This is a genomic window from Rhodococcus sp. no. 34, from assembly GCF_054589475.1.
Genome location: NZ_BAAILK010000035.1, coordinates 316,336 through 340,852, shown reverse-complemented (window position 1 = coordinate 340,852; position 24,517 = coordinate 316,336). Strand labels below are relative to the sequence as shown.

The 24,517-nt window shown below is 61.5% G+C and carries 25 protein-coding genes; 15 read left to right on the top strand and 10 right to left on the bottom strand.

Features of this window, described 5'->3' with window-relative positions:
• Positions 1 to 109 precede the first annotated feature (109 nt).
• Positions 110 to 772 (top strand): TetR/AcrR family transcriptional regulator, encoded by a 663-nt coding sequence (locus ACYP01_RS14820; protein WP_003943078.1) that lies wholly within the window; start codon positions 110 to 112, stop codon positions 770 to 772.
• A gap of 6 nt (positions 773 to 778) precedes the next feature.
• Here ACYP01_RS14820 and ACYP01_RS14815 read toward each other — a convergent pair whose 3' ends face one another.
• Positions 779 to 1,999 carry an SfnB family sulfur acquisition oxidoreductase gene (locus tag ACYP01_RS14815; protein ID WP_459680798.1) on the bottom strand — a complete coding sequence of 407 codons (1,221 nt, stop codon included), beginning with the start codon at positions 1,997 to 1,999 and terminating at the stop codon, positions 779 to 781.
• Between the two features lie 98 nt (positions 2,000 to 2,097).
• Here ACYP01_RS14815 and sfnG point away from each other — a divergent pair, with 98 nt between their 5' ends.
• Complete coding sequence (gene sfnG, locus ACYP01_RS14810) at positions 2,098 to 3,222, top strand: dimethylsulfone monooxygenase SfnG (protein WP_007730790.1); 1,125 nt, start codon at positions 2,098 to 2,100, stop codon at positions 3,220 to 3,222.
• Positions 3,223 to 3,234: 12 nt separating this feature from the next.
• Here the strand turns inward: sfnG and ACYP01_RS14805 are convergent, their stop codons facing one another.
• The gene (locus ACYP01_RS14805; RefSeq protein ID WP_166502742.1) at positions 3,235 to 4,761 is read right to left on the bottom strand and encodes an aldehyde dehydrogenase family protein; all 1,527 of its coding nucleotides are present in this window, start codon (positions 4,759 to 4,761) and stop codon (positions 3,235 to 3,237) included.
• A 127-nt stretch (positions 4,762 to 4,888) separates the two neighbouring features.
• Here ACYP01_RS14805 and ACYP01_RS14800 point away from each other — a divergent pair, with 127 nt between their 5' ends.
• Entirely contained in the window at positions 4,889 to 6,031 is a 1,143-nt protein-coding gene (locus ACYP01_RS14800; RefSeq protein ID WP_459680795.1) for an acyl-CoA dehydrogenase family protein, read from the top strand.
• Between the two features lie 9 nt (positions 6,032 to 6,040).
• Positions 6,041 to 6,733, top strand: a complete 693-nt coding sequence (locus ACYP01_RS14795) for a GntR family transcriptional regulator (protein WP_003942905.1) — start codon at positions 6,041 to 6,043, stop codon at positions 6,731 to 6,733.
• A gap of 9 nt (positions 6,734 to 6,742) precedes the next feature.
• Here ACYP01_RS14795 and ACYP01_RS14790 read toward each other — a convergent pair whose 3' ends face one another.
• Complete coding sequence (locus ACYP01_RS14790; protein WP_050794026.1) at positions 6,743 to 7,363, bottom strand: TetR/AcrR family transcriptional regulator; 621 nt, start codon at positions 7,361 to 7,363, stop codon at positions 6,743 to 6,745.
• 95 nt (positions 7,364 to 7,458) lie between these two features.
• Between ACYP01_RS14790 and ACYP01_RS14785 the strand changes: the two genes are divergently transcribed.
• From ACYP01_RS14785 to ACYP01_RS14775, 3 genes are all read left to right on the top strand, one after another.
• Entirely contained in the window at positions 7,459 to 8,352 is an 894-nt protein-coding gene (locus tag ACYP01_RS14785) for an oxygenase MpaB family protein (protein ID WP_003943120.1), read from the top strand.
• Between the two features lie 104 nt (positions 8,353 to 8,456).
• Entirely contained in the window at positions 8,457 to 9,596 is a 1,140-nt protein-coding gene (locus ACYP01_RS14780) for an EstA family serine hydrolase (protein WP_003942999.1), read from the top strand.
• A 147-nt stretch (positions 9,597 to 9,743) separates the two neighbouring features.
• Positions 9,744 to 10,838, top strand: a complete 1,095-nt coding sequence (locus ACYP01_RS14775) for a GGDEF domain-containing protein (protein WP_083056378.1) — start codon at positions 9,744 to 9,746, stop codon at positions 10,836 to 10,838.
• Positions 10,839 to 10,847: 9 nt separating this feature from the next.
• Here ACYP01_RS14775 and ACYP01_RS14770 read toward each other — a convergent pair whose 3' ends face one another.
• Positions 10,848 to 11,060 (bottom strand): helix-hairpin-helix domain-containing protein, encoded by a 213-nt coding sequence (locus tag ACYP01_RS14770; RefSeq protein WP_007730800.1) that lies wholly within the window; start codon positions 11,058 to 11,060, stop codon positions 10,848 to 10,850.
• Positions 11,061 to 11,092: 32 nt separating this feature from the next.
• A complete protein-coding gene (locus tag ACYP01_RS14765; protein ID WP_007730802.1) occupies positions 11,093 to 12,523 on the bottom strand; it encodes an MFS transporter in 1,431 nt (476 codons plus the stop codon).
• A gap of 63 nt (positions 12,524 to 12,586) precedes the next feature.
• On the opposite strand from ACYP01_RS14765, the gene soxR reads away from it, so the two are divergent.
• A complete protein-coding gene (gene soxR / locus ACYP01_RS14760; RefSeq protein ID WP_003943238.1) occupies positions 12,587 to 13,027 on the top strand; it encodes a redox-sensitive transcriptional activator SoxR in 441 nt (146 codons plus the stop codon).
• A 12-nt stretch (positions 13,028 to 13,039) separates the two neighbouring features.
• Here the strand turns inward: soxR and ACYP01_RS14755 are convergent, their stop codons facing one another.
• The 3 genes from ACYP01_RS14755 to ACYP01_RS14745 all read right to left on the bottom strand — a co-directional run bounded on the left by ACYP01_RS14755 (position 13,040) and on the right by ACYP01_RS14745 (position 15,229).
• Positions 13,040 to 13,846, bottom strand: coding sequence for an ABC transporter ATP-binding protein (locus ACYP01_RS14755; RefSeq protein WP_058038325.1), 807 nt, complete (start codon positions 13,844 to 13,846; stop codon positions 13,040 to 13,042).
• Positions 13,847 to 13,861: 15 nt separating this feature from the next.
• On the bottom strand, positions 13,862 to 14,566 hold the full coding sequence (locus ACYP01_RS14750) for a FadR/GntR family transcriptional regulator (RefSeq protein WP_003943086.1): 705 nt from the start codon (positions 14,564 to 14,566) through the stop codon (positions 13,862 to 13,864).
• A gap of 102 nt (positions 14,567 to 14,668) precedes the next feature.
• The gene (locus tag ACYP01_RS14745) at positions 14,669 to 15,229 is read right to left on the bottom strand and encodes a QsdR family transcriptional regulator (RefSeq protein ID WP_003943195.1); all 561 of its coding nucleotides are present in this window, start codon (positions 15,227 to 15,229) and stop codon (positions 14,669 to 14,671) included.
• Between the two features lie 157 nt (positions 15,230 to 15,386).
• Here ACYP01_RS14745 and ACYP01_RS14740 point away from each other — a divergent pair, with 157 nt between their 5' ends.
• The 6 genes from ACYP01_RS14740 (at position 15,387) to ACYP01_RS14715 (ending at position 21,416) form a co-directional block, all read left to right on the top strand.
• Positions 15,387 to 16,358, top strand: a complete 972-nt coding sequence (locus ACYP01_RS14740) for a phosphotriesterase family protein (RefSeq protein WP_003943005.1) — start codon at positions 15,387 to 15,389, stop codon at positions 16,356 to 16,358.
• A 3-nt stretch (positions 16,359 to 16,361) separates the two neighbouring features.
• Entirely contained in the window at positions 16,362 to 18,017 is a 1,656-nt protein-coding gene (locus ACYP01_RS14735) for an AMP-binding protein (RefSeq protein WP_459680787.1), read from the top strand.
• Between the two features lie 250 nt (positions 18,018 to 18,267).
• Positions 18,268 to 19,659 (top strand): MFS transporter, encoded by a 1,392-nt coding sequence (locus tag ACYP01_RS14730; protein WP_030536042.1) that lies wholly within the window; start codon positions 18,268 to 18,270, stop codon positions 19,657 to 19,659.
• 68 nt (positions 19,660 to 19,727) lie between these two features.
• On the top strand, positions 19,728 to 20,402 hold the full coding sequence (locus ACYP01_RS14725) for a TetR/AcrR family transcriptional regulator (RefSeq protein ID WP_007730817.1): 675 nt from the start codon (positions 19,728 to 19,730) through the stop codon (positions 20,400 to 20,402).
• A gap of 38 nt (positions 20,403 to 20,440) precedes the next feature.
• The gene (locus ACYP01_RS14720) at positions 20,441 to 21,073 is read left to right on the top strand and encodes an HAD family hydrolase (protein WP_459680784.1); all 633 of its coding nucleotides are present in this window, start codon (positions 20,441 to 20,443) and stop codon (positions 21,071 to 21,073) included.
• A 55-nt stretch (positions 21,074 to 21,128) separates the two neighbouring features.
• Positions 21,129 to 21,416: a putative quinol monooxygenase gene (locus tag ACYP01_RS14715; protein ID WP_007730819.1), complete on the top strand. Its 288-nt coding sequence runs from the start codon at positions 21,129 to 21,131 to the stop codon at positions 21,414 to 21,416.
• Between the two features lie 74 nt (positions 21,417 to 21,490).
• On the opposite strand, the gene ACYP01_RS14710 is transcribed toward ACYP01_RS14715, so the two are convergent.
• Complete coding sequence (locus ACYP01_RS14710) at positions 21,491 to 22,993, bottom strand: class I adenylate-forming enzyme family protein (RefSeq protein ID WP_007730820.1); 1,503 nt, start codon at positions 22,991 to 22,993, stop codon at positions 21,491 to 21,493.
• Between the two features lie 137 nt (positions 22,994 to 23,130).
• Between ACYP01_RS14710 and ACYP01_RS14705 the strand changes: the two genes are divergently transcribed.
• Entirely contained in the window at positions 23,131 to 23,811 is a 681-nt protein-coding gene (locus tag ACYP01_RS14705) for a TetR/AcrR family transcriptional regulator (protein WP_095972835.1), read from the top strand.
• Between the two features lie 73 nt (positions 23,812 to 23,884).
• Here the strand turns inward: ACYP01_RS14705 and ACYP01_RS14700 are convergent, their stop codons facing one another.
• Positions 23,885 to 24,361, bottom strand: coding sequence for a MaoC family dehydratase (locus ACYP01_RS14700; RefSeq protein ID WP_003942878.1), 477 nt, complete (start codon positions 24,359 to 24,361; stop codon positions 23,885 to 23,887).
• Between the last annotated feature and the right edge of the window lie 156 nt (positions 24,362 to 24,517).

Genomic DNA, 24,517 nt, shown 5'->3' with positions numbered 1-24,517 from the left:
TAATTTGTATACGCGTTCTCATAAGTAGTTAGGTTTACCTTGCTGGCGACTGAGATGCAAGGGGTTCCCCGGGCGAGAGCGTCGTAGCAGGGGCGCGCACAATCGACGGATGGCCGAAAAGATGGAACCGAGATCACCGCGGCTCGGACGTCCCCCGACGATCACGTCGGAGCAGATAGTCGACGAGGCGAAACGGCAGCTTCAGACCGGCGGCGCCGACGCGTTGAGCATGCGAGCGTTGGCGAAGTCGCTCGGCACCACGCCGATGGCGCTGTACCGGCACGTGGGCGACAAGGAACAGCTGATCAGCGCGGTGCTCGATGTGTACTCACAAGATCTCGGCGCGCTGGTCCTGCCGCAGGATCAGGTCGAACGGCTTCGCACGATCTTCACCGCGATCTTCGAAAAGCTGGCGTCGGAGCGCTGGATCATCGAGTTGCTTCAGCGCGGTGGCCGTGGTGGGAGCGGCGCTGTGGTCTTGGTCGATCGGGCGATGGCCGCGTGTGTCGAACTCGGTATGTCACCTCGTCGCGCACTGTTGGTCTATCGAGCGCTGTGGAACTACACACTCGGCGCGTTGCTCAACATCTACGACACCACTACGCGACCGGAAGGCAGCGTGTCACCTCTCGCGGTCAAGATCCGAGAAATCGGGCCCGAGAAACTGCCGGTGCTCAGTGAGGTGCTCGAGGACTGGCCGGGAGGGACGACGACTGAGAGCTACTTGGAAGGACTGGAAGTCTTGATCAGCGGATATATGAACTCCGACTGAGTGTGTTCACAGCAGTCCGTGCCGCGGTGGGATTGTCCCGGACAGTGTCCACCGGCCGATGTGCTGGATCTTCCACCTCGTCGGATCGTGCAGGGTGTGCGTGCGCGCGTCACGCCAGAATCGGGAGAGGTTCGCCGATTCGCCCGCGCTTCTGGTGCCACCGATCTCGAACAAAGTGCTCGTGGCCGCCAATGACGCCCTGGCGCCGACCACCTTGGCAGTTGCAGCGTCGATGGATGCTCGGGCCGTGGAGTCCTCGGTGGGATCACGACGCGCCACGTCGATCGATCGCGCTGCTTCCGCCAAGAGGGATCTGGCAGCGCGAACCTCGATTGCCGCTTCGCCGGCGAGTTGAACGAGCAGTGGATCCTCCACCGCTGTATCGACTTTCGCCTCGAAGAAGGGACGCGCCTTTGCCGCGAGTTTCACGGATTCACGCAGTGCAGCCGACGCGATGCCGGTGTCGATCGCGGCGTGCAGGATCTGGGCCTGTGCTCCGTAGGTGGTCGGGCGAGTGAAGAGCGACGTGAAGGGCACGACATTGAACCGCGGCACCGAAACGGATTCCAGGGTCACGGTTCCGCTTGCAGTTGTCTTCTGTCCCATGCCGTCCCAGTCGTCGACGATCGACAGTCCGGGAGTATTCCGGGGTAGGTAGACCGCGGATTTCACCTGTGCGCCGGTCTCGGTGAATTGATCCGCATTGGCGGCACGCACCACGATCCAATCTGCGAAAAGCGCTCCTGTGCAATAGAATTTTCGACCTTCGAGCACAAAGTCTTCCCCGTCGGGGGTGAGAGTGGTGCCGTCGATGTCGATGGTCTTGTTGCCGCGCTCGCTCTGGGCGTTGGCGAACTGCTTGCCCGACAATGCTTCGGCGTAGAAGAACTGCTTCTGCTCGTTAGACCCCTGGTACCGGAGCGCTTCCAGGAAAGTGAAGTGGCTGTGCGGAATCTGCGCGATGCTGGGATCGCCCTCGGCGAGTAGGCGGAAGACCTCGGCCAACGTCTCGGTGCTTGCGTCGATGCCACCGAACTCCTTCGGCACCGAGAGTCCGAGCAAGCCGGACCGCGCCAGGGTGCGAACCTCGTCGTGGGGAAGGAGGCGCTGCGCATCGCGGACTCCGGCACCTGCCGCGAACTCGTCGGACAGCTGTGACGCCACCGAGAGCGCCTCGTCCTCGCTGGTGATGCGGTGCGCGATCTCCTGAATGTCCACAGCAGTCATGCTGCCACCGTTTCACAGTCGCAGCACCCACCCAACACTTACAACCTGTGTGATCGCTACCCTGGAAACCACTGGGAACTGCATGTTTGCTGGGTTTCATGTCTACTGAACGTATCGCCGACGAGATCAAGTTCGCCTACTGGGTGCCCAATGTCAGTGGTGGTCTGGTCACCTCCGACATCGAGCAGCGGACCAGCTGGGATTACGAGTACAACAAGAAGCTGGCGCAGACCGCCGAGAACAACGGCTTCGAGTACGCCCTGAGCCAGGTACGTTACGAGGCGAGCTACGGGGCCGAATTCCAGCACGAATCCACGAGCTTCAGCCTTGCGCTTCTCCTGGCCACCGAGAAGCTCAAGGTGATCGCCGCGGTGCATCCGGGACTCTGGCAGCCGGCCGTGTTGGCGAAACTGGGCGCTACCGCCGATCACTTGTCGAACGGTCGTTTTGCCGTCAACGTCGTCAGTGGTTGGTTCAAGGACGAGTTCACACATCTAGGCGAGCCGTGGCTCGAGCACGACGAGCGTTATCGGCGTAGCGCCGAGTTCCTTCAGGTTCTTCGGAAGATCTGGACGGAGGACGACGTCGATTTCCGCGGCGACTTCTACCGCATCCACGACTTCACGTTGAAGCCGAAGCCTCTCAACACTCCGGAGCGCCCCAATCCCGAACTGTTCCAAGGTGGTAACTCGGCGGCAGCCCGTGAGAACGCGGGCCGGTATTCGGATTGGTACTTCAGTAACGGCAAGGACTACGACGGCGTCACCGAACAGTTGGTCGACGTTCGCCGTGTTGCTCGTGAGAACGATCGGGAGGTCAAGTTCGGGCTCAACGGATTCATCATCGCCCGCGACACCGAGGCGGAAGCAAAGGACACACTGCGCGAGATCATCGCCAAGGCCAACCGCCCTGCGGTCGAGGGATTCAAGAATGCAGTCCAACAGGCCGGCGCATCGACCGCGTCCAAGGACGGGATGTGGGCGGATTCGACGTTCGAGGACTTGGTTCAGTACAACGACGGTTTCCGCTCACAACTGATCGGCACGCCGGAACAAATCGCGCATCGGATCGTCGAATATCGCCGTCGCGGTGTCGATCTGATTCTCGGCGGATTCCTGCATTTCCAGGAGGAGATCGAATACTTCGGGGCCAAGGTGCTTCCGCTGGTTCGTGAACTCGAAGCAGCCGACAGCGACGAGCAGGTGCTCGTCACCGCCGGCTGATCGCCTGATCTCTCAGGACTTCGCGTGGCGTTTCGCCAGCATCCAACGTGAGATCTTCATGTCCCTGGCTTTTCGCTCGATGGTCAGCAGGTCCAGTGGAGCGTTGAACTTCTGAACGGCCAGTGATTTCACACTGCTGAACTCACGCAGCCCATCGGCTCCGTGGATACGGCCGAATCCGGAATCGCCGACCCCGCCGAACGGCAGGGCGGCGATTCCGGCGAATCCGAGAACCGAATTGACCGTGACGACACCGCATTCGAGCTTTTCGGCAATCGCTCGGCCCTTCGACGAACTCTTGGTGAACACCGAGGCGCCCAAGCCGTACTTCGATGCATTGGCGCGCTCGATCCCCTCGTTCATGTCGGCGACCTTGTTCACCACGACGCTCGGGCCGAACGTCTCCTCGGTGATCGCCGTGGAATCCTCCGGAACATCCGTCAGGATGATCGGATCGATGAACGGACCGTTGAACGAATCAAGTCCGCCGAGTACAGCTTTCGCGCCGCGACTGAGAGCGTCTTCGATCTGGCCCCGGACTATCCCAGTCTGCTTTCCCAGCGTCATCGGCCCGTAGGTCGAGCTGTCGGTGGCGCCGGCGTGGGCGTCTCGTAGCGCGGCGGTGAGCTTGGACAGGAAGGCGTCGTACACGGGCGCTGCGACGTAGATTCGTTCGACGCCGGCACAGGTTTGTCCGCCGTTGCCCACTGCCCCGAATGCCGCGAAGCTCACGGCCGCATCGAGGTTGGCGTCGGAGTCCACCAGCATGGCGTCCTTGCCGCCGCATTCGGCGACCAGGGGGGTGAGGGTGTCCGCGCAGGCGGCCATTACGCGCTTTGCGGTAGCGGTCGAACCGGTGAATGCGATCTTGTCGACACCGGACGAACACAGAAGTGCACCGGTTTTTCCGTCACCGGTAATGGTCTGCAGGACAGGGTGTCCGGGTGCGGCGATGTTCCACAGCCGGGCCAATTCGACGCCGACGCCTGGTGAGAGTTCGCTCGGTTTGAAGACTACGGCGTTGCCGGCGGCCAGTGCGTAGCCGATCGACCCCATCGGTGTGTACAGCGGATAGTTCCAGGGGCCGATCACGCCGACGACGCCCATCGGCCGGTAGCCAACGGATGCAGACTGGTTGGCGCTGATCAGTCCTGCACCGACGCGTCTGCGGCGCAACACTTTCTGTGCGTTGCGTGCCGCCCAGTCGAGATGTTCGACGGCCAGCATGACTTCGAGTAGTGCGTCGTCGCTGGGTTTTCCGGTCTCGGCGGAAATGATCGCCGCCATCGATTCGGCGTGAGTGGCGATCGCGGCCCGGAAATTGCCGAGCACTTTCCGGCGGCCTTGGAATCCGAGTTGATCCCACCACTTCGACGCCGTGCGTGCTGCGGCGACCGCTTTCTCGATCTCTCGCTGGTCTGCAATGGGGTGCTGCGCGACCACGGAATCGTTGCGAGGGTCGAGGCTCGCGAAAGTGTGATCGTCCGATCTCGGATCTGTCGACGTGGACGTGCTCTGGCGGCCGAGCTGTTCTGTCATGTTCTTCAGATCCTCCACATGTCGGTGCATCACATATATGTGATGTGATTTACTGTGCTGGTAGTCACAGTATGCGTCGGACAGAGCTCCGACAAGCCTCCAGCCTCATCTCACTCGGGAGTTTTCGATGTACATGGATTTCACGCAGGAGCAGTCTGATTTCGCCAAGTCGGTAGCGTCGTTCTGCAAGAAGGAAAGTGGTACCCGTGAGCAGCGAGACCTGCTGACCGATCATGGCGCCCATAACCACAACCAGGCGTTCTACGAGAAGATGGCGGAATTGGGATGGCTCGGGCTGACTGTCCCGGAGGAATACGGCGGATCCGCCGGAAGCACGGTCGACCTGTGCATCTTCCTGGAGGAAGCCGCCAAGGGCATGGCGCCGATCGGTGGACTCGGCCCGACCGTCATCACCGGGGCTGCATACGAGAAGTTCGGCAGTCCGGCCCAGAAGGAGGCAGTGCTCGGCGGGATCGTCCGTGGCGCGTCTCAGTCGATCTCGATGTCCGAACCCGAAGCGGGCTCCGACGTGGGAAATCTGAGTTGCCGCGCCGAGAAGGTCGACGGTGGGTGGCTGATCAACGGCCAGAAGACGTGGTGTTCCAACGCGCACTTCGCCGAGAACATCCTTCTGGTGGCTCGCACGTCCCGAGGTGAAGGCAAGCACGAGGGCTTGACCATGTTCCATGTCCCGGCCGACATCTCCGGATTGAAGATCAGTGGAATCGACACCATGGGCGGCAAGGAGGTCAACGATCTCTACTTCACCGACACATTCCTGCCCGACGACGCGGTGGTCGGGGGAGTCGGCAACGGCTGGCGTCAACTCATGGCCGGACTCAACATCGAACGCCTCATCCTCGCGGCGATGATGCTCGGGACCGCGCAGCGCGCTTTCGACGACACCCTCGAATTCGTCACCACGCGTAAGCAGTTCGGCCGTCCGGTCGGATCGTTTCAGGCGCTTCGCCACCGGATCGCGGATCTCGCCACGGAGATCGAATGCGGCCGTCTGCTGGTCTACAGCGTGGCCCGAATGGTCGACGCCAACCCGACCAAGATGTTCCCGCGGGAAGCGTCGATGGCCAAGCTCAAGCTGACCGAGACCGCCAAGAAGGTCGCGCTCGAGGGGATGCAGATGATGGGTGGGTACGGTTACGCGACTGAGTTCGACATGGAGCACCATGTGCGAAAGACTCTTGTGTCCTCCATTTATGGTGGTACCAACGAGATTCAGCGAGACATCATCGGCAAAACGTACGGACTGTGAGGATCGGTTGTGGCAACGTCTGCACGCACTCGGAGAGCGACATCTGAGCTGAGGAGACGTCCACAGTTGTCGGAGGACGTGGCCAACCACGTTCGCAACCTGATCATGTCCGGCTCGGTCCGTCCGGGCGAGTTCGTCAGGCTGGACGAAACCGCGGCCGACCTCGGGGTCAGCGTCACGCCGGTGCGAGAAGCCCTCGTCGCATTACGCGGCGAGGGGATGGTCGAGTTGGTTCCGCATCGCGGCTATCTCGTCTCGCCCCTCAGTCGCCAGGACATCGAAGACATCTTCTGGTTGCAGGGGCAGATCGCGGTCAAGCTGGCGTTGCGGGCGATGGACAGCATCACCGCTGATCAACTCGCGGAACTCACGGAACTCAATGCCGATTTGCGAGCGGCGGTCGACGCTTCGGATGCAGCTGCGATCGAGCAGTGCGAATTCGAGTTCCATCGCCTGATCAATCGCGCTGCGGGTGGTGCGAAGTTGGCATGGTTCCTGTTCGGCGCGATTCGGTACACCCCTGCTCGTCTCTACGCGACGGATCCAGGCTGGGGTGAGCTTGCGGTATCGAGCCACGATGCTTTGATCGCGGCGTTCGAGAAGCACGATCGAGAACAGGTGGACGCGCAGATGAGTCTGCAGTTCTCCGACGGCGCTGCTCGACTTCTCGCTCACCTCGACAACATCGGGATCTGGGACTGAATCAGGAGCTCAAGACGGCGGCAGGGCGGGTGCGAGCAGGATCGCCGCACATTCGGCGACCAGTTCTTCTTCCGTCACGTCGATGTACCCGTCGAGCCATGCACTGAGGGTCTGCGCCAGGCCGCCGACCAGGAACGTGGCCGTCAGGGTCAGATGACCGCTGTCGTTCAATCGGTAGAAGGTCTTCGCGTTGGCGGCCAGGAGACCGATGAATATCGTCGTCGACGCTTGGCGTTTCTCGGCCAGGACAGGGCTCGTCAGGGCGCTGGAGAACAGTAGACGTCCGCGACGGGGATCGTTCGCGATAGTGCGGACGATGTTCGCGATTCCAGCGAGCGCCTTGCCGCGTTCGGTCTCGGCGGCGTCCACTGCAGCCTGGGTCGAAACGGCAATATCCGTGATGACGGTGTCGTAGACGGCTGACATCAGAGCATCACGATCGGTGAAGCTCTCGTAGAAGTACCTCGCCGCGACACCGGCCTGCTTGCACACTCCGCGGACCGTCAGTTCAGGTTCGGCCGACCCCATGAGTTCCAGACCGGCCTCGATCAGTGCCTCCCGTCGTTGGGCTACGCGGAGCGCGCCGTCGACGCCACCGTACGAACGCGGTTGGTCATTCATGAAGACCATCTTTGCATCCCGAGATTGCTTGACATCTTGGCATTTCAGCGTTTCACTCATCTGAGAACATGCGTTCGCAGATATGACTTCGAAGGGGTTCTGCCATGACGGTGAGTAGGGATTCGACGGGCGGGCGCGGGGAAACCGAGGCAGTCGGCGGTATCGAAGCGGTCGACACCAAAGCGATCGACATCGATGCGGAAGTCGAAAAGGCGATGTCCGGTCTCGGGTTGTTGGCAGCCGGCGCCAACGTCATCATGCAGTTGGCGCGCCCGGCGGTGGGGTACGGCGTGTATGAGAGCAAGGTCGAGACGGGTCGGTTGGATCGGCATCCGGTGAAGCGAACCCGGACGACGCTGACGTATCTCGCGGTGGCGAGCCTGGCGACGGACGAAGAAAAGAAGCTGTACCGGCGCGCAGTCAATGGCTCGCACAAGCATGTTCGCTCCGATGAGAACAGTGCGGTCGAGTACAACGCGTTCGATCCGGAACTGCAGTTGTGGGTAGCCGCCTGCCTGTACCGAGGCTTCGAGGACGTCTACAAAATCTTGTACGGGGATCTCGATCCGGTCACCCGGGATGCGTTCTATCAGCGCAGCGCCACGTTCGGTACAACCCTTCAGATGCGACGCGACATGTGGCCGGCGGACCGGGATGCGTTCGAGGTCTACTGGAACGAGAACCTCGACAAGGTGGCGATCGACGAGACGATTCGTGAGCATCTCTACGGGATCGCGTCGGCGACCTTCACGCCGAAGTTGTTGCATCCCGTGGTCGGTCCGCTCAACCGATTTGTCACCACCGGGTTCCTGCCCCAAGCCTTTCGTGACGAAATGCGGCTCCCGTGGTCAGTGCGTCAGCAGCGTAACTTCGACCGATCCATGCGCGTCGCCGCGCTGGTCAATCGGTTCAGTCCGAAGATTCTGCGGATGTTTCCCTACAACTTCTATCTCTGGGATCTGCGTCGGCGCATCGCCAAGGGAATCCCGTTGGTCTGAGCCGACTCTGGCACTTGAAGTGATTGACACCACAGGTGAATCGGACACATACTCAACGTAGTTGAAGTTGACGTCAAGTTTCATCATTCCTGTGGAGGCTGTCAGTGGCGAACATCGAAGGCGTATGTGACCAGCGATTCTCCGGCTTGAAGGAGGCGCTGGCACGCAATCTCGATTCCGGCGAGGACGTCGGGGCAGCGATCGCATTGACGATCGACGGCGAATCCGTCGTCGACATGTGGGGCGGTTGGGTCGACCTCGAGCACACTGCTCCTTGGTCTCGCGACACCGTCACCAATGTCTGGTCCTGCAGCAAGACCGTGACCGCACTGGCCGCGCTCATGCTCGTCGACCGCGGGTTGCTTGATCTCGACGCCCCGGTCGCGCAGTACTGGCCGGAATTCGCAGCAGCGGGCAAGGACCGAATTCAGGTCCGGCAACTGTTGTCGCACACCTCGGGTGTGTCGGGGTGGGACCAACCGTTCACCCTCGAGAACATCTGCGACGACGAATATGCCACCGCCCGGTTGGCGACACAGGCTCCGTGGTGGGAACCGGGTACGGCATCCGGATACCACGCCCTCAACTACGGCCACCTGATCGGCGAGGTCGTCAGGCGCATCGACGGACGAACCCTCGGCCGCTTCATCGACGAGGAAATCGCCGGCCCACTCGATGCTGATTTCCGCCTGGGCTTGCCGAAGTCGGAATACGGGCGAGTCTCGAATGTGATTGCGCCACCGCCGTTGCCGATCGACATCGCGGCACTCGGGATGGACAACATCATGGTGAAGACATTCACCGCGCCGCCCGCTGACGCTACAGGTTCGTGGACCGACGGGTGGCGCGCCGCCGAGATCGGTGCGGCCAACGGTCATTCGAATGCGAGGGCACTCGCAAGGATCCAATCGGTGATCGCGTGCGGTGGCAAGGTCGGTGACGTTCGCTTGCTGTCGGAGGAAACGATCGACAAGATCTTCGAGGAGCAGTCGTACGGGGTCGACCTCGTCCTCGGCGTGCCGGTCCGCTTCGGCGTCGGATTCGGATTGCCGACGCCCGAGTCCGTCCCGTTCATTCCGGAGGGGCGAATCTGCTTCTGGGGAGGTTGGGGTGGCTCGCAGATCATCATCGACACCGAGAAGCGCATGACGTTCTCGTACGTGATGAACAAGATGGGGCCGGGTCTGCTCGGTTCCGAGAGATCGGCGCAGTACGTATCGGCGGCCTACGACGCTTTGAGTTGATCGACCGATTCAAATCCGGCAGAACGGTTTTTGTCTGTCGCCGCTGACTATGCTGCCGGATATGCCAGTGTGCTCCGGGGGGAAATCAGCGAGTCCGTTTCGTCGAAGTACGCCCAAAAGTTGCGGAGCTGCATCGGCTGATCGGCGATGAACGGTTTGGTCGACGTCGTCATGCGCTGGTGGCAGTTGCCGGACCAGTTCCACAGTTTCAGCAGGTACCTCCAGGACCGCGGGTTCTTGACTTCCTGCCGGGCGCTGGTCGGCGGAACAGCATTCTGGATGGGGCTGGTGTTGCTGTCGGCGCGATTCAGTGACGTCGGTCCGCAAGGTACGTTCTGGCGAGCGGTCAATCTGGCGGTCATCGCGCTGTGCCTCGGCGCGGCCCTGATCTGGTGGCTGTTTCCGCCTACGCCGCTGTGGTCGTACACCTTTGTCGTGGGTTCCGACGTCGCGATTGCGGCGGCGGCCGCAACCGACTCGGAACCGCTGGGACGACTCATCGCGTGCGTCGTTTTCGCGTCGATCGGCGGCTACATCGCGTTCTTCCACAATCCGAAACTCCAAGTCGGTCACTTGGTCTTCGCCTCGACCGTCACGGTGCTTTCGGGGTGGACTTTGTTGTTCGGGCCAGCAGCGGACGTCGGCTTGGGACTGGCGAAGATCTCGGTTGTGCTGGCTACGATCATCGTGATTCCTGTTGTGTCACAGATTGTTCTGGCGGTCCTGGGTTCGGATGCCACTACCTCCGACATCGACCCGTTGACCGGACTGCTCAACCGTCGCGGATTGGCGCGTCGGGTGAATGACTTGATGGGCGCTCCGGTCACCGAAGCGGATGCACTGCTCGTAGTGGTGATCGACCTCGATCGCTTCAAGACGATCAACGACGTTCACGGCCATGACGTAGGAGACAGCACGATCATGCGAACTGCACTGCGCATCCGTTTGTGGACAACCCAGTCCGCCTTGACTGCTCGTATGGGCGGTGACGAGTTCGTCGTGGTCGAACGGGTACCGGTCAGCGTGATCTCCAGGCTGGAAGGACAGATCCGCTCCGCGATGGACGGAGCGAACGATGACCCTCCGACGAGCGCGAGCATCGGAATGGCGATCCGCACCGCGCCCCGGAATCCGGGTGAGTCCGTCGACGCTGCTTTTGCCGAACTCTTCCGCGTCGCGGACTCGGTGATGTACGAAGCGAAGCGCGAAGGTGGCAACCAGGTGCGGGCGAGCTTGGTCTGATGTGAGAGCTCAGTCGGCGAAGCTCAGACCACGTTCGGCGAGTGCTTCGCGCAGAATCCTCAAGGCCTTCGGTCCCATCCCGTGCAAAGCGCCGAGTTCCTTCTCGGACACGGACGTCAGCTGCGCGAGATGGGTGTAACCCGCTGCGATCAGCGCGCGCTGTGCGGGAGCTCCCGTCTTCGGGAAGTCGGTTTCCACTGTGCCCGGATCCGGTTCTGTCACTGGCCAACTCCTCCGTGTGGGTTTCTCACAGTTTAGCGAGCGTCGTGAACGATTTCGGGGCTGCCGATTTTGTCGGTCGTTCGCGGAAGTGCGCGAGCTGCCACGGCAATGCCGATGATCGAGACAGCGGCGAAGGTGAAGAGAAGCAATTGCGCAGAACGAAGCGTCGACGGTTCGCCGATGTTGACCAGCACTCCGGCCAGGGCTGCACCGAAAGCATTGGCGATCAGCTGAACGGTGTTGATGGCAGCGGAGGCACGCGCACCTTCTCCGGGATCGGTGACCGAGGTCATCGCCCCGACTGCAAGATGAGGCCAGGCGATGCCGATTCCGACGCCGGCGAACAGCAGTCCGATCACCCACGCGACCATCGCACCGGCGCCGGCGTGTTCGGTGAGAAATGCTGCCATGATGCCCAACCCGATCGCGACGAGGATCGGACCGCTGACAACGATTCGTCGCACGATACGAGGGGTCGTGGCCGAGGCGCTCGGGATTTCGCCGAGAGTCCAGCCGAGAGCGAGTGCGGCCCCGAGGAATCCGGCCGCGAGAGGCGCCAGGCCGGCAAGTCGTTGCCCGAAGAGTGGAATGAACGTCTCGACGGTCGACGCGACGGCGAGGACGACGATGGTCAGGTACACCCATTTGAGAGATGACGCGTTGAACGTCGACGGCGGTAGTACGCCGTGGCGCGAGCGACGGTCAGCGGCGACAAAAGCGATCAGTAGCAGCACAGCGGCGAGAACCATTGCGGCGGTCACGGCGAGGTTGGACAGAATTCCGGCAACGCTGACCAGCAAAGCCGCCGCAGTCAGCAATGCCAGCGAGAGGACCGGCACCGGGCTACTGGTGGTGCTGCCCGGTTCATGTGCCGGTAGCGCGCTGGGGACGAGAGCGGCGACTGCGATCGTCGCGATGACCAGGACGCCGAAAGCCCATCGCCAGGCTCCGAACTGAGCAAAGACACCGCCGATTGCAGGGCCGGCGAAGGTGCCGACTCCCCACATCGCCGAAACCAGCGCGGCCCCGCGAGTCCACAGATGTCTGGGGAGCGCGGCATTGATGACGGCGTAACCGAGACCGGCCAGCAGGCCACCGCCCGAACCCTGGATCGTGCGGCCGACCAACAGCAATTCCATCGTCGGGCTGACCGCACAGACAACGGTGCCGAGCGCGAAGATCGCGAGGCCGATCAGGTAGGCCCCGCGCGGTCCCCTGGCGGCGAGGACGTTGGTGACCAACATCGAAGAGATGACGGAAGCAATGAGGAAGACCGTCGCGGTCCAGGCGTAGTACTGCTGACCGCCGATGTCGTCGATGGCAGTCGGAAGCAGGCTGGTCGTCAGGTAGACGTTGGTCGCGTACAGCGCAACGCCGCCTGCGAGGACGGTAGCGGTGCCGAGGTATCGACCGCTCAGGAGTTGCCGCCAGGTTCCGGCGGGGGCATCGGTGGGGGAGTGCATGTTGTCGAAGGTAGAATCTCGAGTGCGCTTCAGGTCAATGTCGCGCAGCCATTGGGAGGCAGAATGATCCGTAAGAGTGACGAACTTCTCTCGATCGGCGAGGTATCGGAGCGCACTGGCGTCGCCGTGTCGGCTGTGCGCTACTACGAAACACTCGGTCTGGTTCCTGCGGAGCGGACGGCAGGAAATATGAGGAAGTTCCCGCGGCATTCGATCCGGCGGGTGTCGCTGATCCAGTTGGCAGTCAGATTCGGGATACCCCTGGCCGAAGTTGCCGAAGTATTCGGATCGTTGCCGCAGGGGCGAACTCCGACGAAGAAAGACTGGCGCAAGATTTCCACGGAGTGGAATCAGCGCCTCGAGGATCGCAAGCAGGCCATCAACCGGATGCAGGACGAACTGACGGGCTGTATCGGCTGCGGGTGTCTGTCACTGAAAACATGCAACCTGCTCAACCCTGGAGACGAACTGGGACGGGAGGGACCCGGCGCCAGACGTCTCTGAAACTACTGTCGGTCACACTCTTTCGCGTGGCCGCGACTGAGCATTCCACCGACCACCACGACGCTCGATCTCGATGGGATGCGAGAAGCACTCGCTGATGTTCTGGGTGGTGATCACATCCTCGGCGAGGCCGCTGGCGGTCACGACGCCGTCCTTGATCAGAAGAGCATGTGTGGTGGTGCTGGGGATCTCCTCGATGTGGTGCGTCACGAGGATGCTGGCAAGTGACGGGTTCTGATTGCGGAGGTCGTCCAGTGCCGACAAGAGTTGTTCGCGTGCAGCAAGATCGAGCCCGGTCGCCGGTTCGTCGAGCAGAAGCAGGCGCGGTTCGACCATGAGTGCGCGGGCGATCAGGGTTCGTCCCCGTTCGCCTTGGGACAAGTTGGGCCACAGCGCGTCTGAACGCGGACTCATTCCGAGTAGATCGATCAGTGCGTCGGCATGAGCCTCTTGCTCCGGCGTCGGTGACCAGCGCGGCATCACCTCGGTGGTGTTGGTGAGGCCGGTAATCACGACGTTGCGGACGGTGATCGGAATTCCGATCGTGTGACGAGGGTTCACGTGCCCGATGTCCATCCGCAGTTCCCTCATGTCGACGCGGCCCAACTTGTGGCCGAGGACGTAAACGGAACCGCGAGTCGGGTGGGCGGTTGCTCCGAGCAGGCTCAGAAGCGTGCTCTTGCCCGCGCCGTTCGCGCCGAGGAGGACCCAGTGTTGTCCGGGTTCGATCGAAATGTTGATGTCTTTCAACAAGTATCGGCCGTCGCGGACGAGATCCACGTGTTCGGTCGACAGAACTGTGCCGGTGGGGTGTTGCACGAGAACTAACCTCTCTTAGGCGTCGAGCACACGCAGTCGTCGTAGGACGGTGTCGATGTTTGCTCGAGTTGCCGCTACCGCGGCTTCTGGGTCGGCGTCTTGAAGGGCCTCGACCAACTGATCATGGGCATGTGAGGTGTCGGGGACGCCGGCCTCGTGGGCCATCATCTCGACGAGGGATTCACGAAGGAGTGGACGCACCGACGTGAAAAGCGAGAGCAGAACTGCGTTTCCGGACAGCCGAACGACTTCGGTGTGGAAGTCGAGGTCGACGTCGACGAACTTCTCGACATCACCCTCGAAATGACTGTGTCGCATGGTCAGCCGACGCCGCAGGCCGTCGAGGTCCTCGGGTTGTACCCGCTCCGCGGCCAGTCTGGCGGCCTCGATCTCGAGTGCGCGACGGACTTCGAAGACCTCGAGGATCCTCGAGCGTCGAAGAAGTTTGGTGAATTCGTCGACGTGCTCGAGTTCGGACGCGGCAGCCACGAAGGTTCCGACGCCGTGTCGGACTTCGAGTAGTCCGTCGCGAGCGAGGAGGCGGATTGCCTCGCGAATCGAGGAACGCCCGACGCCGAGTTCGACGGCGAGGGCCGCCTCGCTCGGTATGCGCTCGGACGGCGCCCACGTTCCATGCATGATTCGCCCGCGCAGCAACTGTTCGAGTTGCGGTACCAGCGGACCACTGCGAAGTGTGAATCCTGTGTGGTCGTCGGACACGGCTTGCCTCTCGGGTGGGTACCGAAAGAGTAACAACTCATCAGACGTCTGAGGACTCGGGTGGCCGGTGTGTCGCCGTAGTGTTCACGCGGTCGAAGCGTGTCAGTTGCGGGTGACGCCGAGGAGCAGTGCGATCAGGTCGAGGGCCGTCTCGATCTCGGCCTTTTCTCGGCCGAGCAGGGGGGCGTAGAGGTGTACGTCGCAGATGCGAACGAGGGCTTCGCCCAGCACTTGCGGCGAGAGCGTGATCGTCAGTTGGCCGGCGTCGACCTGGGACTGCAAGATTTCGGCGGTGATGGAGGCGGAGATCGATTCGATGGAGCCGGGCATCATCGCGAGTTTGATGAACACCATCGGTTCGCGTTTGGTCAGCGCGCGCAGTTCTGTCGACGATTCCACCGATCGCATAACGCGGCCGAAGACGTCGAGAATGTACTCCGGACCTTGCCCCGACGCCTGTGACATCGCCTTTCGGTATGTCCGTTCGGTGGCCTCGGCCAGCACTGTTCCGAGCAGTTCGTCGCGGTTGCCGACCCAGCGGTACAGCGTCGCGCGGCCTACGCCGAGACGTTCGGCGAGCAGTGACATGTCGAGTGGTTCCTCCGCGAGGTACATGCTCGCGGCGGTGTCGATCGCGCGTCGGCGTTCGAGGTCGGTAGGCATCGGGACATTCTCTCCGGTTGTCCGGTACTGCACAATTTCGGCCGTTGAAAAATGGTGAGCCTCGGGGGATCGAGCCTATTGACGAACCTGGCCACGTGAGACACACTAGCTCATTGTCTCATGTTAGTGATGGCGATCACAGTCAGGGGTTCGATCGATGAGTTCAGTACAAACCGTTCGTGGGCCGGTGGATACAGCCGATCTGGGAAAGGTGTTGATGCACGAGCATGTCTTCGTTCTGGGTGAGGAGTTGCGCCAGAACTACCCCGACTACCCCGAACCCTGGGACGAGGAAGTACGGGTAGCGGACGCGGTGGCAAAGCTGACCGAGGTGAAGTCCCGCGGAATCAGCACGATCGTCGATCCCACGGTGATCGGCCTCGGCCGGTACATTCCGCGCATCGTCCGGATCAACGAGCAGGTCGATCTCAACATCATCGTTGCTACCGGCATCTACACCTACAACGACATTCCCTTCCAATTCCATTACACCGGACCGGGATTGCTGTTCGACGGCCCCGAGCCGATGGTCGAACTGTTCGTCAAGGACATCAGGGAAGGAATCGCCGGAACCGGTGTCCGAGCCTCCTTCCTGAAGTGCGCCATCGAGGAGCCGGGCCTTACCCCCGGCGTCGAGCGGGTCATGCGCGCGGTCGGACAGTCGCAGGTGGAAACGGGAGTGCCGATCACCGTGCACACCAACCCGCACACTGAATCCGGGCTGGTCGCGCAGAAGGTTCTGGCCGAAGAGGGTGCGGATCTGACCAAGGTGGTCATCGGTCACTCCGGCGACACCACCGATCTCGATTACCTGTGTGCGCTGGCCGATGCCGGTTCGCTACTGGGGATGGACCGTTTCGGTCTCGAACCGTTCCTGTCGTTCGAGGATCGTGTCAACACCGTGGTGGAGATGGCCCGTCGCGGTTACGCGGAGAAGATGGTTCTGGCACATGACGCGTCGTGTTTCATCGACTACTTCCCCAGCGCGGCAAGAGAAGTGGCACTTCCGAACTGGAACTACACCCATATCAGTGATGATGTCATTCCGGCGCTGCTCGAACGTGGTGTCACCGAAGACCAGGTCAAGGCGATGCTGGTGGACAACCCACGTCGGTACTTCGAGAGCTGAGATATGACCAACGTGTACGAGAGCAAGCCCTGGCTCGCCAATTACGACGCCGACACTCCGCCGAACGTGGACATCGAGCATGCCAACGCCCTCGCGATGTTCCGTGCTTCGCTGGAGCGCGATCGCACCGCCCCGATCATCAGGTACTTCGACAGGACCGTCAGCTTTGCCGAACTCGACGAGATGTCGGACGCGCTTGCGGTAGCCCTCGCCGTGGACGGAATCGGGTTCGGCGACAGAGTTTCCTTTGTCCTGCAGAATGTTCCGCAGTTCGTGATCGCGACAGTCGCGGTCTGGAAGCTCGGTGCCGTCGTCGTTCCGGTCAATCCGATGTACCGCGACCGTGAGCTGTCCACCGTACTGGCCGACAGCGGAGCGGCGGCAGTCATCTGTCTCGAGTCCTCGGCCGAGACCGTGGCGACTGCGTCCGAGGGCACCGCAGTGAGACGGGTGATCACCACGTCGGAACTGGATTTTCAGTCGCGCGACGATGAACGGATCTTCGGTTCGGCGTCCAGGATTCGGCACGATGGATTTCCGGATCTACTGGAATTGATCGAGGCTCATCGAGGGCAGAAGCCCGAGAAGGTCGATCTGTCCCCGGAAGACCTTGCCTACCTTCCCTATACGTCAGGGACAACCGGCCCGCCGAAGGGGTCGATGAACACGCACTCAAATGTCGTGTTCGCAGCGCAGATCTATCGGGACTGGCTGGGGTTGCGCCCCGGCGGCGCGATGTTCGCGGTGGCGCCACTGTTCCATATCACCGGGTTGATCGGGCACGTCGCGGCTCCACTCCTAGCCGGCGCGCCCACGATTCTGACCTGCCGATTCCATCCCATCGTTGCAGCGGAGTCAATTTCGGAGCATCGGGCTACCGCGATCATCGGAGCGATCACGGTATTCATCGCGTGGACGGACAGCGCCGCAGTCTCGAAGGAATCTTTGAGCTCTCTCGAGTCGGTGTATTCAGGTGGCGCGCCGATCCCGCACGCGGCGTTGGAAGCGTTCCGGGCGAAGTTCGGTCACTACATTCACAACGGCTACGGGCTGACCGAGACGAACAGCCCGGCAATCGTGGTGCCGAATTCGCTTGAAGCGCCGGTAGATCCGGCGTCGGGGGCCGTTGCTGTCGGCGTACCGGTATCGAATACGTACGCCGAGGTGGTGGACGAGAACGACAAGCCGGTACAGGTCGGGGAGTACGGCGAGATCGTGGTCTCCGGTCCCCAGGTTGCACTCGGATACTGGAACAAGCCGGACGAGACCGCACATGCCATGCCGGACGGGCGTTTTCACACCGGCGACATCGGATTCATGGACGGCGACGGTTGGTTTTACATCGTCGACCGGATGAAGGATCAGATAAATGCGTCGGGCTTCAAAGTGTGGCCACGCGAAGTGGAAGATGTTCTCTACGAACACCCCGCCGTACGAGAGGCTGCTGTCGTCGGTGTCATGGATCCGTATCGCGGCGAAACCGTGAAGGCCTTCGTGTCCTTCAAGGACGGTGCCGAGGCGACCACCGAGGATCTGGTCGAGTTCTGCAAGGAAAGGCTTGCAGCATACAAGTATCCACGCATCGTCGAGGTCATGAATGACCTCCCGAAAACAGTGAGCGGCAAGATTCTTCGTCGTGAACTGCGGGTACCGAACTAGATCTGCCTGACAAACGAATTGCCGGCCGCCGACAAGGTGAGCCGGCCATTCGTCGTGGTGGCTGACGAGCATCGGTAGGGGATTTAGTCCCCTATGCGGCAATGCATTTCAGTGATTGACATCACTCTTTTTGTATCGCAGACTGATCGCAACGCCACAGAGTTGAAGTTGGTGTCAGTTTCTACTTCTGGCCCGGTTCCGCTTCTCAACTCCCGGCGCGACGAGCGTCCGACCCATCGAGGAGTAACCCATGACGAGATCGGCAGTGGATTCGAGCACGCAGGCAGGGGGCCTGTCCGATCAGGAACGGAAGAAGAAGAAGGCGCACCGCAAACTTCTAGGCGCGGGACTGCTCGGCAGTTCCATCGAGTGGTACGACTTCTTCTTGTACGGAACGGCTGCGGCACTGGTCTTTCCGCATGTGTTCTTCCCCGATTCATCCGCACTGATGGGCACATTGCTCTCGTTCAGTACGTTCTGGGCCGGCTTCGTTGCCCGCCCCATCGGCGGTTTGGTCGCCGGACACTTCGGCGACAAGTATGGGCGTAAGCCCGCTGTCGTCACCTGCCTGTTGCTGATGGCTGTCGCGACGTTCCTGATCGGCGCGATCCCGAGTGCTTCGGCAATCGGCGTCGTCGCTCCGATTCTTCTGGTGACACTGCGATTCATCCAAGGTCTCGCCTGCGGTGGCCAGTGGGGCGGAATCGTCCTTCTCCTCACCGAATCCGCGAGTCCCAAGAAGCGCGGATTCTCAGGCACTTTCGGTCAGATGGGTGTCTCGTTCGGTGTAGTGCTGGGCAACCTGGTCTTCCTCGTCGCGACCGCGACCATTTCCAATGATGCATTCCTGAGCTGGGGTTGGCGAGTTCCGTTCTTCGCCAGCGCGCTGCTCTTCCCTGTGGTTCTGTACATCCAGACGAAGGTCGAGGACACGCCGGAATTCCTCGAGTTGCAGGAAGACGCCAAGAAGAACCAAAAGGACGTCGTCGTTCAGGCTCCGCTGGCGCAGGCGCTCAAGGATCACTGGCGCAAGATTCTGCTCGGTTGCGGACTTCTGGCCGCCACCAATGCACTGTTCTACATCAGCATCGCCGGCGTGCTCAGCTACGGCACAACCGAACTGGGGTTGAAGCGGAACTCACTGCTCATCATCTCGCTCCTGAGCGCGTTGCTGACAGTCGGCGTGGTGCTGTGGTCCGGGAAGATGTCCGACAAGATCGGTCGTCGTCCGATGATCCTGATCGGCGCCGCGGCGATCGTGGTCTGGGCATTCCCGTACTTCTGGTTGATCAACACCAAGTCCCTGCCGCTGTTCTTCATCGCGGTGACGGTTGGCAGCGTGTTCCAGTCGATGACCTACGGGCCGATCGCGGCGTACATGGGTGAGCTGTTCGCACCCAACGTGCGCTACTCGGCAGCATCGTTGGCCTACCAGTTGGCTGCGATCACGGTCAGCGGTGGCACTCCGTTCATCATGACAGCACTTATCGCGAAGACCGGAACCACGACATGGGTTGCCGTGTTCGTGGCACTCATGGGCTTGGTGACCTTCTTCAGTGCCTGGGTGCTGAAAGAGACCAACCCGAAGGAAGTTCGGGACGATCCGAACGCAATTCCGGGCGCGCACCTGTACGCCAAGTAACTCTTTCGGTTTCGAGCAGACGCCCGCTATCGGTCACCGGTAGCGGGCGTCTGACGTATAACTGGAGCATGGCTGCAGCACGCACAGGCTCCGAAGATGCTTCGTCGACAGTGTCACGGGAACTCCCCTCCACTCAGCGTGGTTTGCGTACGCGGCGAGCGTTGATCGATGCGGCCCGCACCGTTTTCGAACGGTCCGGCTATCTGGACTCGCGGCTGATCGACATCACTGTGGAGGCGCAGTGCTCGGCCGGTACCTTCTACACCTACTTCGCGAGCAAAGAAGAGATCTTCGCGGCAGTGATGGAGTTGGCACGCGAAGACATGATGCATCCGGGTATGCCGCACACTCCGAAAGGCGCGGATCCTGCTGAGGTCATCGCGGCGAGTAACCGCGCGTACCTCGAGGCGTACCGACGGAACGCGAAGCTGATGGGACTGCTCGAGCAGGTAGCAAGCATCGATCCGGAGTTCCGGGTTCTCCGCCTCGAGCGTGCTGACGCGTTTGTTCGACGCAACGCGCGCAGTATCGAGAAGCTGCAGAAGGCCGGACTGGCGGACGCGAATCTGGATCCGCTACTGACGTCTCGGGCACTCTCCGGGATGATCAGTCGACTTGCGTTCGGGTACTTCGTATCCCGCGGCGGCGAGGACGGCGCCGCCGGAGTGACCTTCGACGGTCTGCTCGATACCGTCAACCGGTTGTGGATCAACACTTTGCAATTCTCGCTACGCCGAAATTGATGTTGACGCCGGGTTCATGTTTGGTGTCTGATGGAGCAATGACACCCACGCGTACGGCAGTGCTCGTCGATTTCGGTGGAGTTCTCACCTCCAGTGTGCTGCGAGCCTTCGAAGATTTCGGAGCCTCGCTTGGGGGCGACCCACGACTTCCGTTGACCCTGCTCTCCCGCGACGACGTCTCGAAGCGACTGCTCTCCGATCACGAATCCGGAAAGATCGACCAGGAGGCCTTCGAAGCAGGATTCGGGGAACGGCTACGAGCGTACGGCGCCGTCGTGGACAGCGAAGGATTGGTCGACCGTATGCAGGCCGGGCTTGTCCGAGACGAAGAGATGGTGCGACTGATTGCGGACGTCCGAGCGGCGGGTCACCCTGTTGCGCTCGTGTCCAATGCTTTCGGGCGTGATTGCTACGCGGGTTTTGTGCTCGAGGACCTCGCCGACGAAGTGGTGATCTCCTCGGAAGTCGGGATTCGTAAGCCCTCTCGTCAGATCTACACCATCGCGTGCGAGCGGCTGGGTGTTGCGCCCGAAGGCGCCGTGATGATCGACGACCTGCAACAGAACCTCGACGGCGCGGCACGATTGGGGATCGCCGGCATTCTCCACACCGATGCGGAAAGCACTCGCAGTCAGTTGGAATCGACGTTCGGACTACTGCCCATGCAGTGAAACTGTAGGTTCTCGGTAACACTCGAATACTGCTGGAACACTTTTGGAGGAATGAATGATTGCTGTCATCGCGGATATCACCGTCAAAGACGGAAGCGGCGAACAGTTCGAAGCCGTAGTCGCCGAACTTGCCGAGAAGGTGCGCACGGAAGAGCCCGGAACGGTTCTGTATCAACTGATCCGCTCGAAGACGGATACGAATTCGTACAAGTTCATGGAGCTGTATCAAGACAGTGCTGCGATCAAGGCCCATGGATCGTCCGAGCATTTCCAGGCCGCGGGAAAGGCGATGGCGCCCTTCCTCGCAGGCGCCCCGCAGATCGAGTACTTCGACGCACTCTGAGCGTATGGACAGGGCACTCTGAGCGCATGGACAGGTGAACCCCGGCGAAATCTCGCCGGGGTTCACCTGTGTTTTCAGTTCTGCTTCTGGGCGAGGAGTTCGGTGCGGTCGATCGATCGCTTGAGGATCTTTCCCGTCGAACCCTTCGGGAGCGCGTCGATGAACTGGACCACCCGCGGAATCTTATAGGCGGACAGACGTTCCCGAGCCCACGAGGTGACGTCATCTGCTTCGAGGTCGGAGCCTGGGCGAACGGCCACCACCGCCGCAACCTCCTCGCCGTAGTAGTCGTCGGGTATACCGATCACCGCGGCCTCGATGATGTCGGGGTGCTGGTAGAGCACCTCTTCGACCTCGCCTGGATAGACGTTGTATCCACCGCGGATGATGAGGTCCTTGACGCGGTCGACGATGCGAAGGTCACCGTCGGCGTCGGTCTCGCCGAGGTCTCCGGTGCGGAACCATCCGTCGTCGGACAGGACGGCGGCCGTGTCGGCCGGGCGCTTCCAGTAGCCCTTCATGACCGTCGGTCCTTTGATGAATACCTCGCCCACTGTGCCTGCCTGGCAGACATTTCCGTCGTGATCACGGACCTCGACCTCGGTGCGCGGTACGGCGCGGCCGGTGTATCCGATCTTTGCGACGCGGTCGATGCTGTTGAAAGTTCCGAATGCGCTCGTCTCGGTCAGGCCGTAGCCCTCGAGGATTGTGCAGTTGAACCGTGCTTCGAAGGCGCGAGCGACTTCACCGGGAAGTGATGCGCCACCGGAGATTGCGATCCGCAGTTGTTCGAAGTCGGAGCTGTCCACGTCGGCTGCGGCGTGCAGCATGGCATTCCACATGGTGGGGACGCCCGCCATGATGGTGAGCTTGTCCCGGCGCACCAGATCGAGCATGGCGGCCGGGTCGAACCGGGCGAGCAGGGATAGTGATCCGCCGCCGGTGAAGGTTGCCATCATGACCGAACCCTGGCCGAAGATGTGAAAGAGCGGCAGTCCGGTACCGGTGCGGTCCGAGGGATTTCCGCGGCTGCTCTCGGCGCCGATCTCACCGGCAGACAACAGATTCCCGACCGTCAGCTGAGCGCCCTTCGGACGTCCGGTGGTACCGGAGGTGTAGAGAATCGCCGTGGTGTCCGCTGTGTCGCGGTCGACCACCGTTGCCGGTGGATGGTCGGCCTTCGCCGATTCTTCGGTGAGCGTCCACACCGGGACGCCGCGCGCACTCCCTGCATCCTGAACTGCGGGACCGAGCTGGTGCCAGGCGATCGCCAGCGAAATCTCGGCGTCGTCCAGTACGTACTCGACTTCGGGTTGCGCCGACATCGTGTTGATGGGCACCACGACACAACCTGCAGCCTGAATCCCCATGTACGCCACGATGAATTCAGGCACCGACGGCGCCGCGAGCAGAACCCGGTCGCCGATGCTCAACCCTTCGTCGCGAATGCGGCCGGCAAACGCCAGAGACGCGTCGTGGAGCTGTCGGTATGTCCAATGATTATCCGTGCCGCGAATTGCAATATTTTCCGGAGTGGCTTCCGCGTGACGGGTCACCGGGTCGAGAACGCTAACCATGGTTCTGCCTTTCGGGAGGAATCGACCGATTGTGTGTCCTGGGTCTCACCAGAGCGTACACTTGAATCCGGCGTCAACATCGAGTCTGGTGGGATTGTCCCGAAAATGATGTTGATCGGAAGGATGAGGAGCGCACCGTGCTCGACGACGAATCGCGAATTGCCGCCTTACCGGTGGCTCCGCCCGCGCTGCTCCGGGATCGACCGACTACCGAGCGGGGGACACGCACGCGTGCGGCATTGGTTGCTGCTGCCCGTAAGGTTTTCGAGCGCAGCGGCTATCTCGATGCACGTTTGATCGACATCGCCAAAGAGGCCGGTTGCGCGACGGGATCGTTCTACACGTACTTCGCGAACAAGGAAGAGGTGTTCGCCGCCGTCCTCGAGGTCGCGCGAGACGACATGATGCACCCGGGCATGGGACGCGTTGCGGGCGCGGACGATCCGTACGCCGTGCTCGAGGCAAGTAATCGAGCGTATCTGGCCGCGTATCAACGCAATGCGAAGTTGATGGGACTCATGGAGCAGGTTGCTCACATCGACCCGGAGTTCCGGAAGTTCCGCAGCGAGCGCGCCAATGCGTTCATACGCCGTAATGCCCGCGGGATTGCAGATCTGCAGTCCCGCGGCATCGCGGACACGACGCTGGATCCGATGACGGCGTCGATTGCTCTGTCCGGCATGGTGAGTCGACTCGCCTACAGTCTGTTCACCCTTCGTGAGGGTGAGGTGGACGGGCGTTCACCGGAGTTCGATCAGATTGTCGCCACTGTGACCGATCTGTGGGCGAACGCTCTGAAGTTCCCCGACCGTCTCTGACGAGGTGGGCCGCCCCGGCTGCATCGATGTTCGAGCGGCCGGGCGTCCCAGTCTCGGTTCAGCTCTTTTCGGTTCAGCTCTTTTCGACGACGCGAGCGACGGATTCGGCGACCACGACGGGCTTGTCGGAACCCTCGCGCTCGACCACCTGGCTCATCTTCACTTGGATTCCGCCGGGCAACTGCTCCGCGGACACGACGGTTGCGCGCATGCGGACCCGGGATCCCACGGGAACGGGAGCGGGGAAGCGAACCTTGTCGTAGCCGTAATTGAGGCTGTGGGCGAAGCCGTCGAAGTGGATGAGTTGATAGGAGAACTGGGGTCCCAGTGAGAGGCTGAAGAGTCCGTGCGCGATCGTGCTGCCGAGCGGGCTCGATGCGGCTCGTTCCGGGTCGACATGAATCCACTGATGATCGTTTGTGGCTTCGGCGAACGCGTTGATGCGCTCCTGGGTGATGTCGTACCACTCCGTCGGGCCAAGTTCCTGGCCGATGAGCTTCTCGAGCTCGGCGAAGGTGGACGGGCGGACGGGCAATTGGTTTTCAGTCATCGTTATCCCTTTACTCGCAGTTCAGGAGGTCGGAACGGGCCGTTCGGGTGACCGTCGCGATTCGACGGTTGAAACTGACGCCGGATTCAACTATACATGAGGGGAGACGTGGATCACTGTCAGCGCGTAGGTATGACGCAAGCGAGAGGAATCGCT

Coding starts and splice junctions, on each gene's coding strand:
- ACYP01_RS14820 (WP_003943078.1), top strand. CDS start 110: ATGGCCGAAAAGATGGAACCGAGATCACCGCGGCTCGGACGTCCCCCG.
- ACYP01_RS14815 (WP_459680798.1), bottom strand. CDS start 1,999: ATGACTGCTGTGGACATTCAGGAGATCGCGCACCGCATCACCAGCGAG.
- sfnG (WP_007730790.1), top strand. CDS start 2,098: ATGTCTACTGAACGTATCGCCGACGAGATCAAGTTCGCCTACTGGGTG.
- ACYP01_RS14805 (WP_166502742.1), bottom strand. CDS start 4,761: ATGACAGAACAGCTCGGCCGCCAGAGCACGTCCACGTCGACAGATCCG.
- ACYP01_RS14800 (WP_459680795.1), top strand. CDS start 4,889: ATGTACATGGATTTCACGCAGGAGCAGTCTGATTTCGCCAAGTCGGTA.
- ACYP01_RS14790 (WP_050794026.1), bottom strand. CDS start 7,363: ATGGTCTTCATGAATGACCAACCGCGTTCGTACGGTGGCGTCGACGGC.
- ACYP01_RS14785 (WP_003943120.1), top strand. CDS start 7,459: ATGACGGTGAGTAGGGATTCGACGGGCGGGCGCGGGGAAACCGAGGCA.
- ACYP01_RS14775 (WP_083056378.1), top strand. CDS start 9,744: ATGAACGGTTTGGTCGACGTCGTCATGCGCTGGTGGCAGTTGCCGGAC.
- ACYP01_RS14765 (WP_007730802.1), bottom strand. CDS start 12,523: ATGCACTCCCCCACCGATGCCCCCGCCGGAACCTGGCGGCAACTCCTG.
- soxR (WP_003943238.1), top strand. CDS start 12,587: ATGATCCGTAAGAGTGACGAACTTCTCTCGATCGGCGAGGTATCGGAG.
- ACYP01_RS14745 (WP_003943195.1), bottom strand. CDS start 15,229: ATGCCTACCGACCTCGAACGCCGACGCGCGATCGACACCGCCGCGAGC.
- ACYP01_RS14740 (WP_003943005.1), top strand. CDS start 15,387: ATGAGTTCAGTACAAACCGTTCGTGGGCCGGTGGATACAGCCGATCTG.
- ACYP01_RS14735 (WP_459680787.1), top strand. CDS start 16,362: ATGACCAACGTGTACGAGAGCAAGCCCTGGCTCGCCAATTACGACGCC.
- ACYP01_RS14730 (WP_030536042.1), top strand. CDS start 18,268: ATGACGAGATCGGCAGTGGATTCGAGCACGCAGGCAGGGGGCCTGTCC.
- ACYP01_RS14725 (WP_007730817.1), top strand. CDS start 19,728: ATGGCTGCAGCACGCACAGGCTCCGAAGATGCTTCGTCGACAGTGTCA.
- ACYP01_RS14720 (WP_459680784.1), top strand. CDS start 20,441: ATGACACCCACGCGTACGGCAGTGCTCGTCGATTTCGGTGGAGTTCTC.
- ACYP01_RS14715 (WP_007730819.1), top strand. CDS start 21,129: ATGATTGCTGTCATCGCGGATATCACCGTCAAAGACGGAAGCGGCGAA.
- ACYP01_RS14710 (WP_007730820.1), bottom strand. CDS start 22,993: ATGGTTAGCGTTCTCGACCCGGTGACCCGTCACGCGGAAGCCACTCCG.
- ACYP01_RS14700 (WP_003942878.1), bottom strand. CDS start 24,361: ATGACTGAAAACCAATTGCCCGTCCGCCCGTCCACCTTCGCCGAGCTC.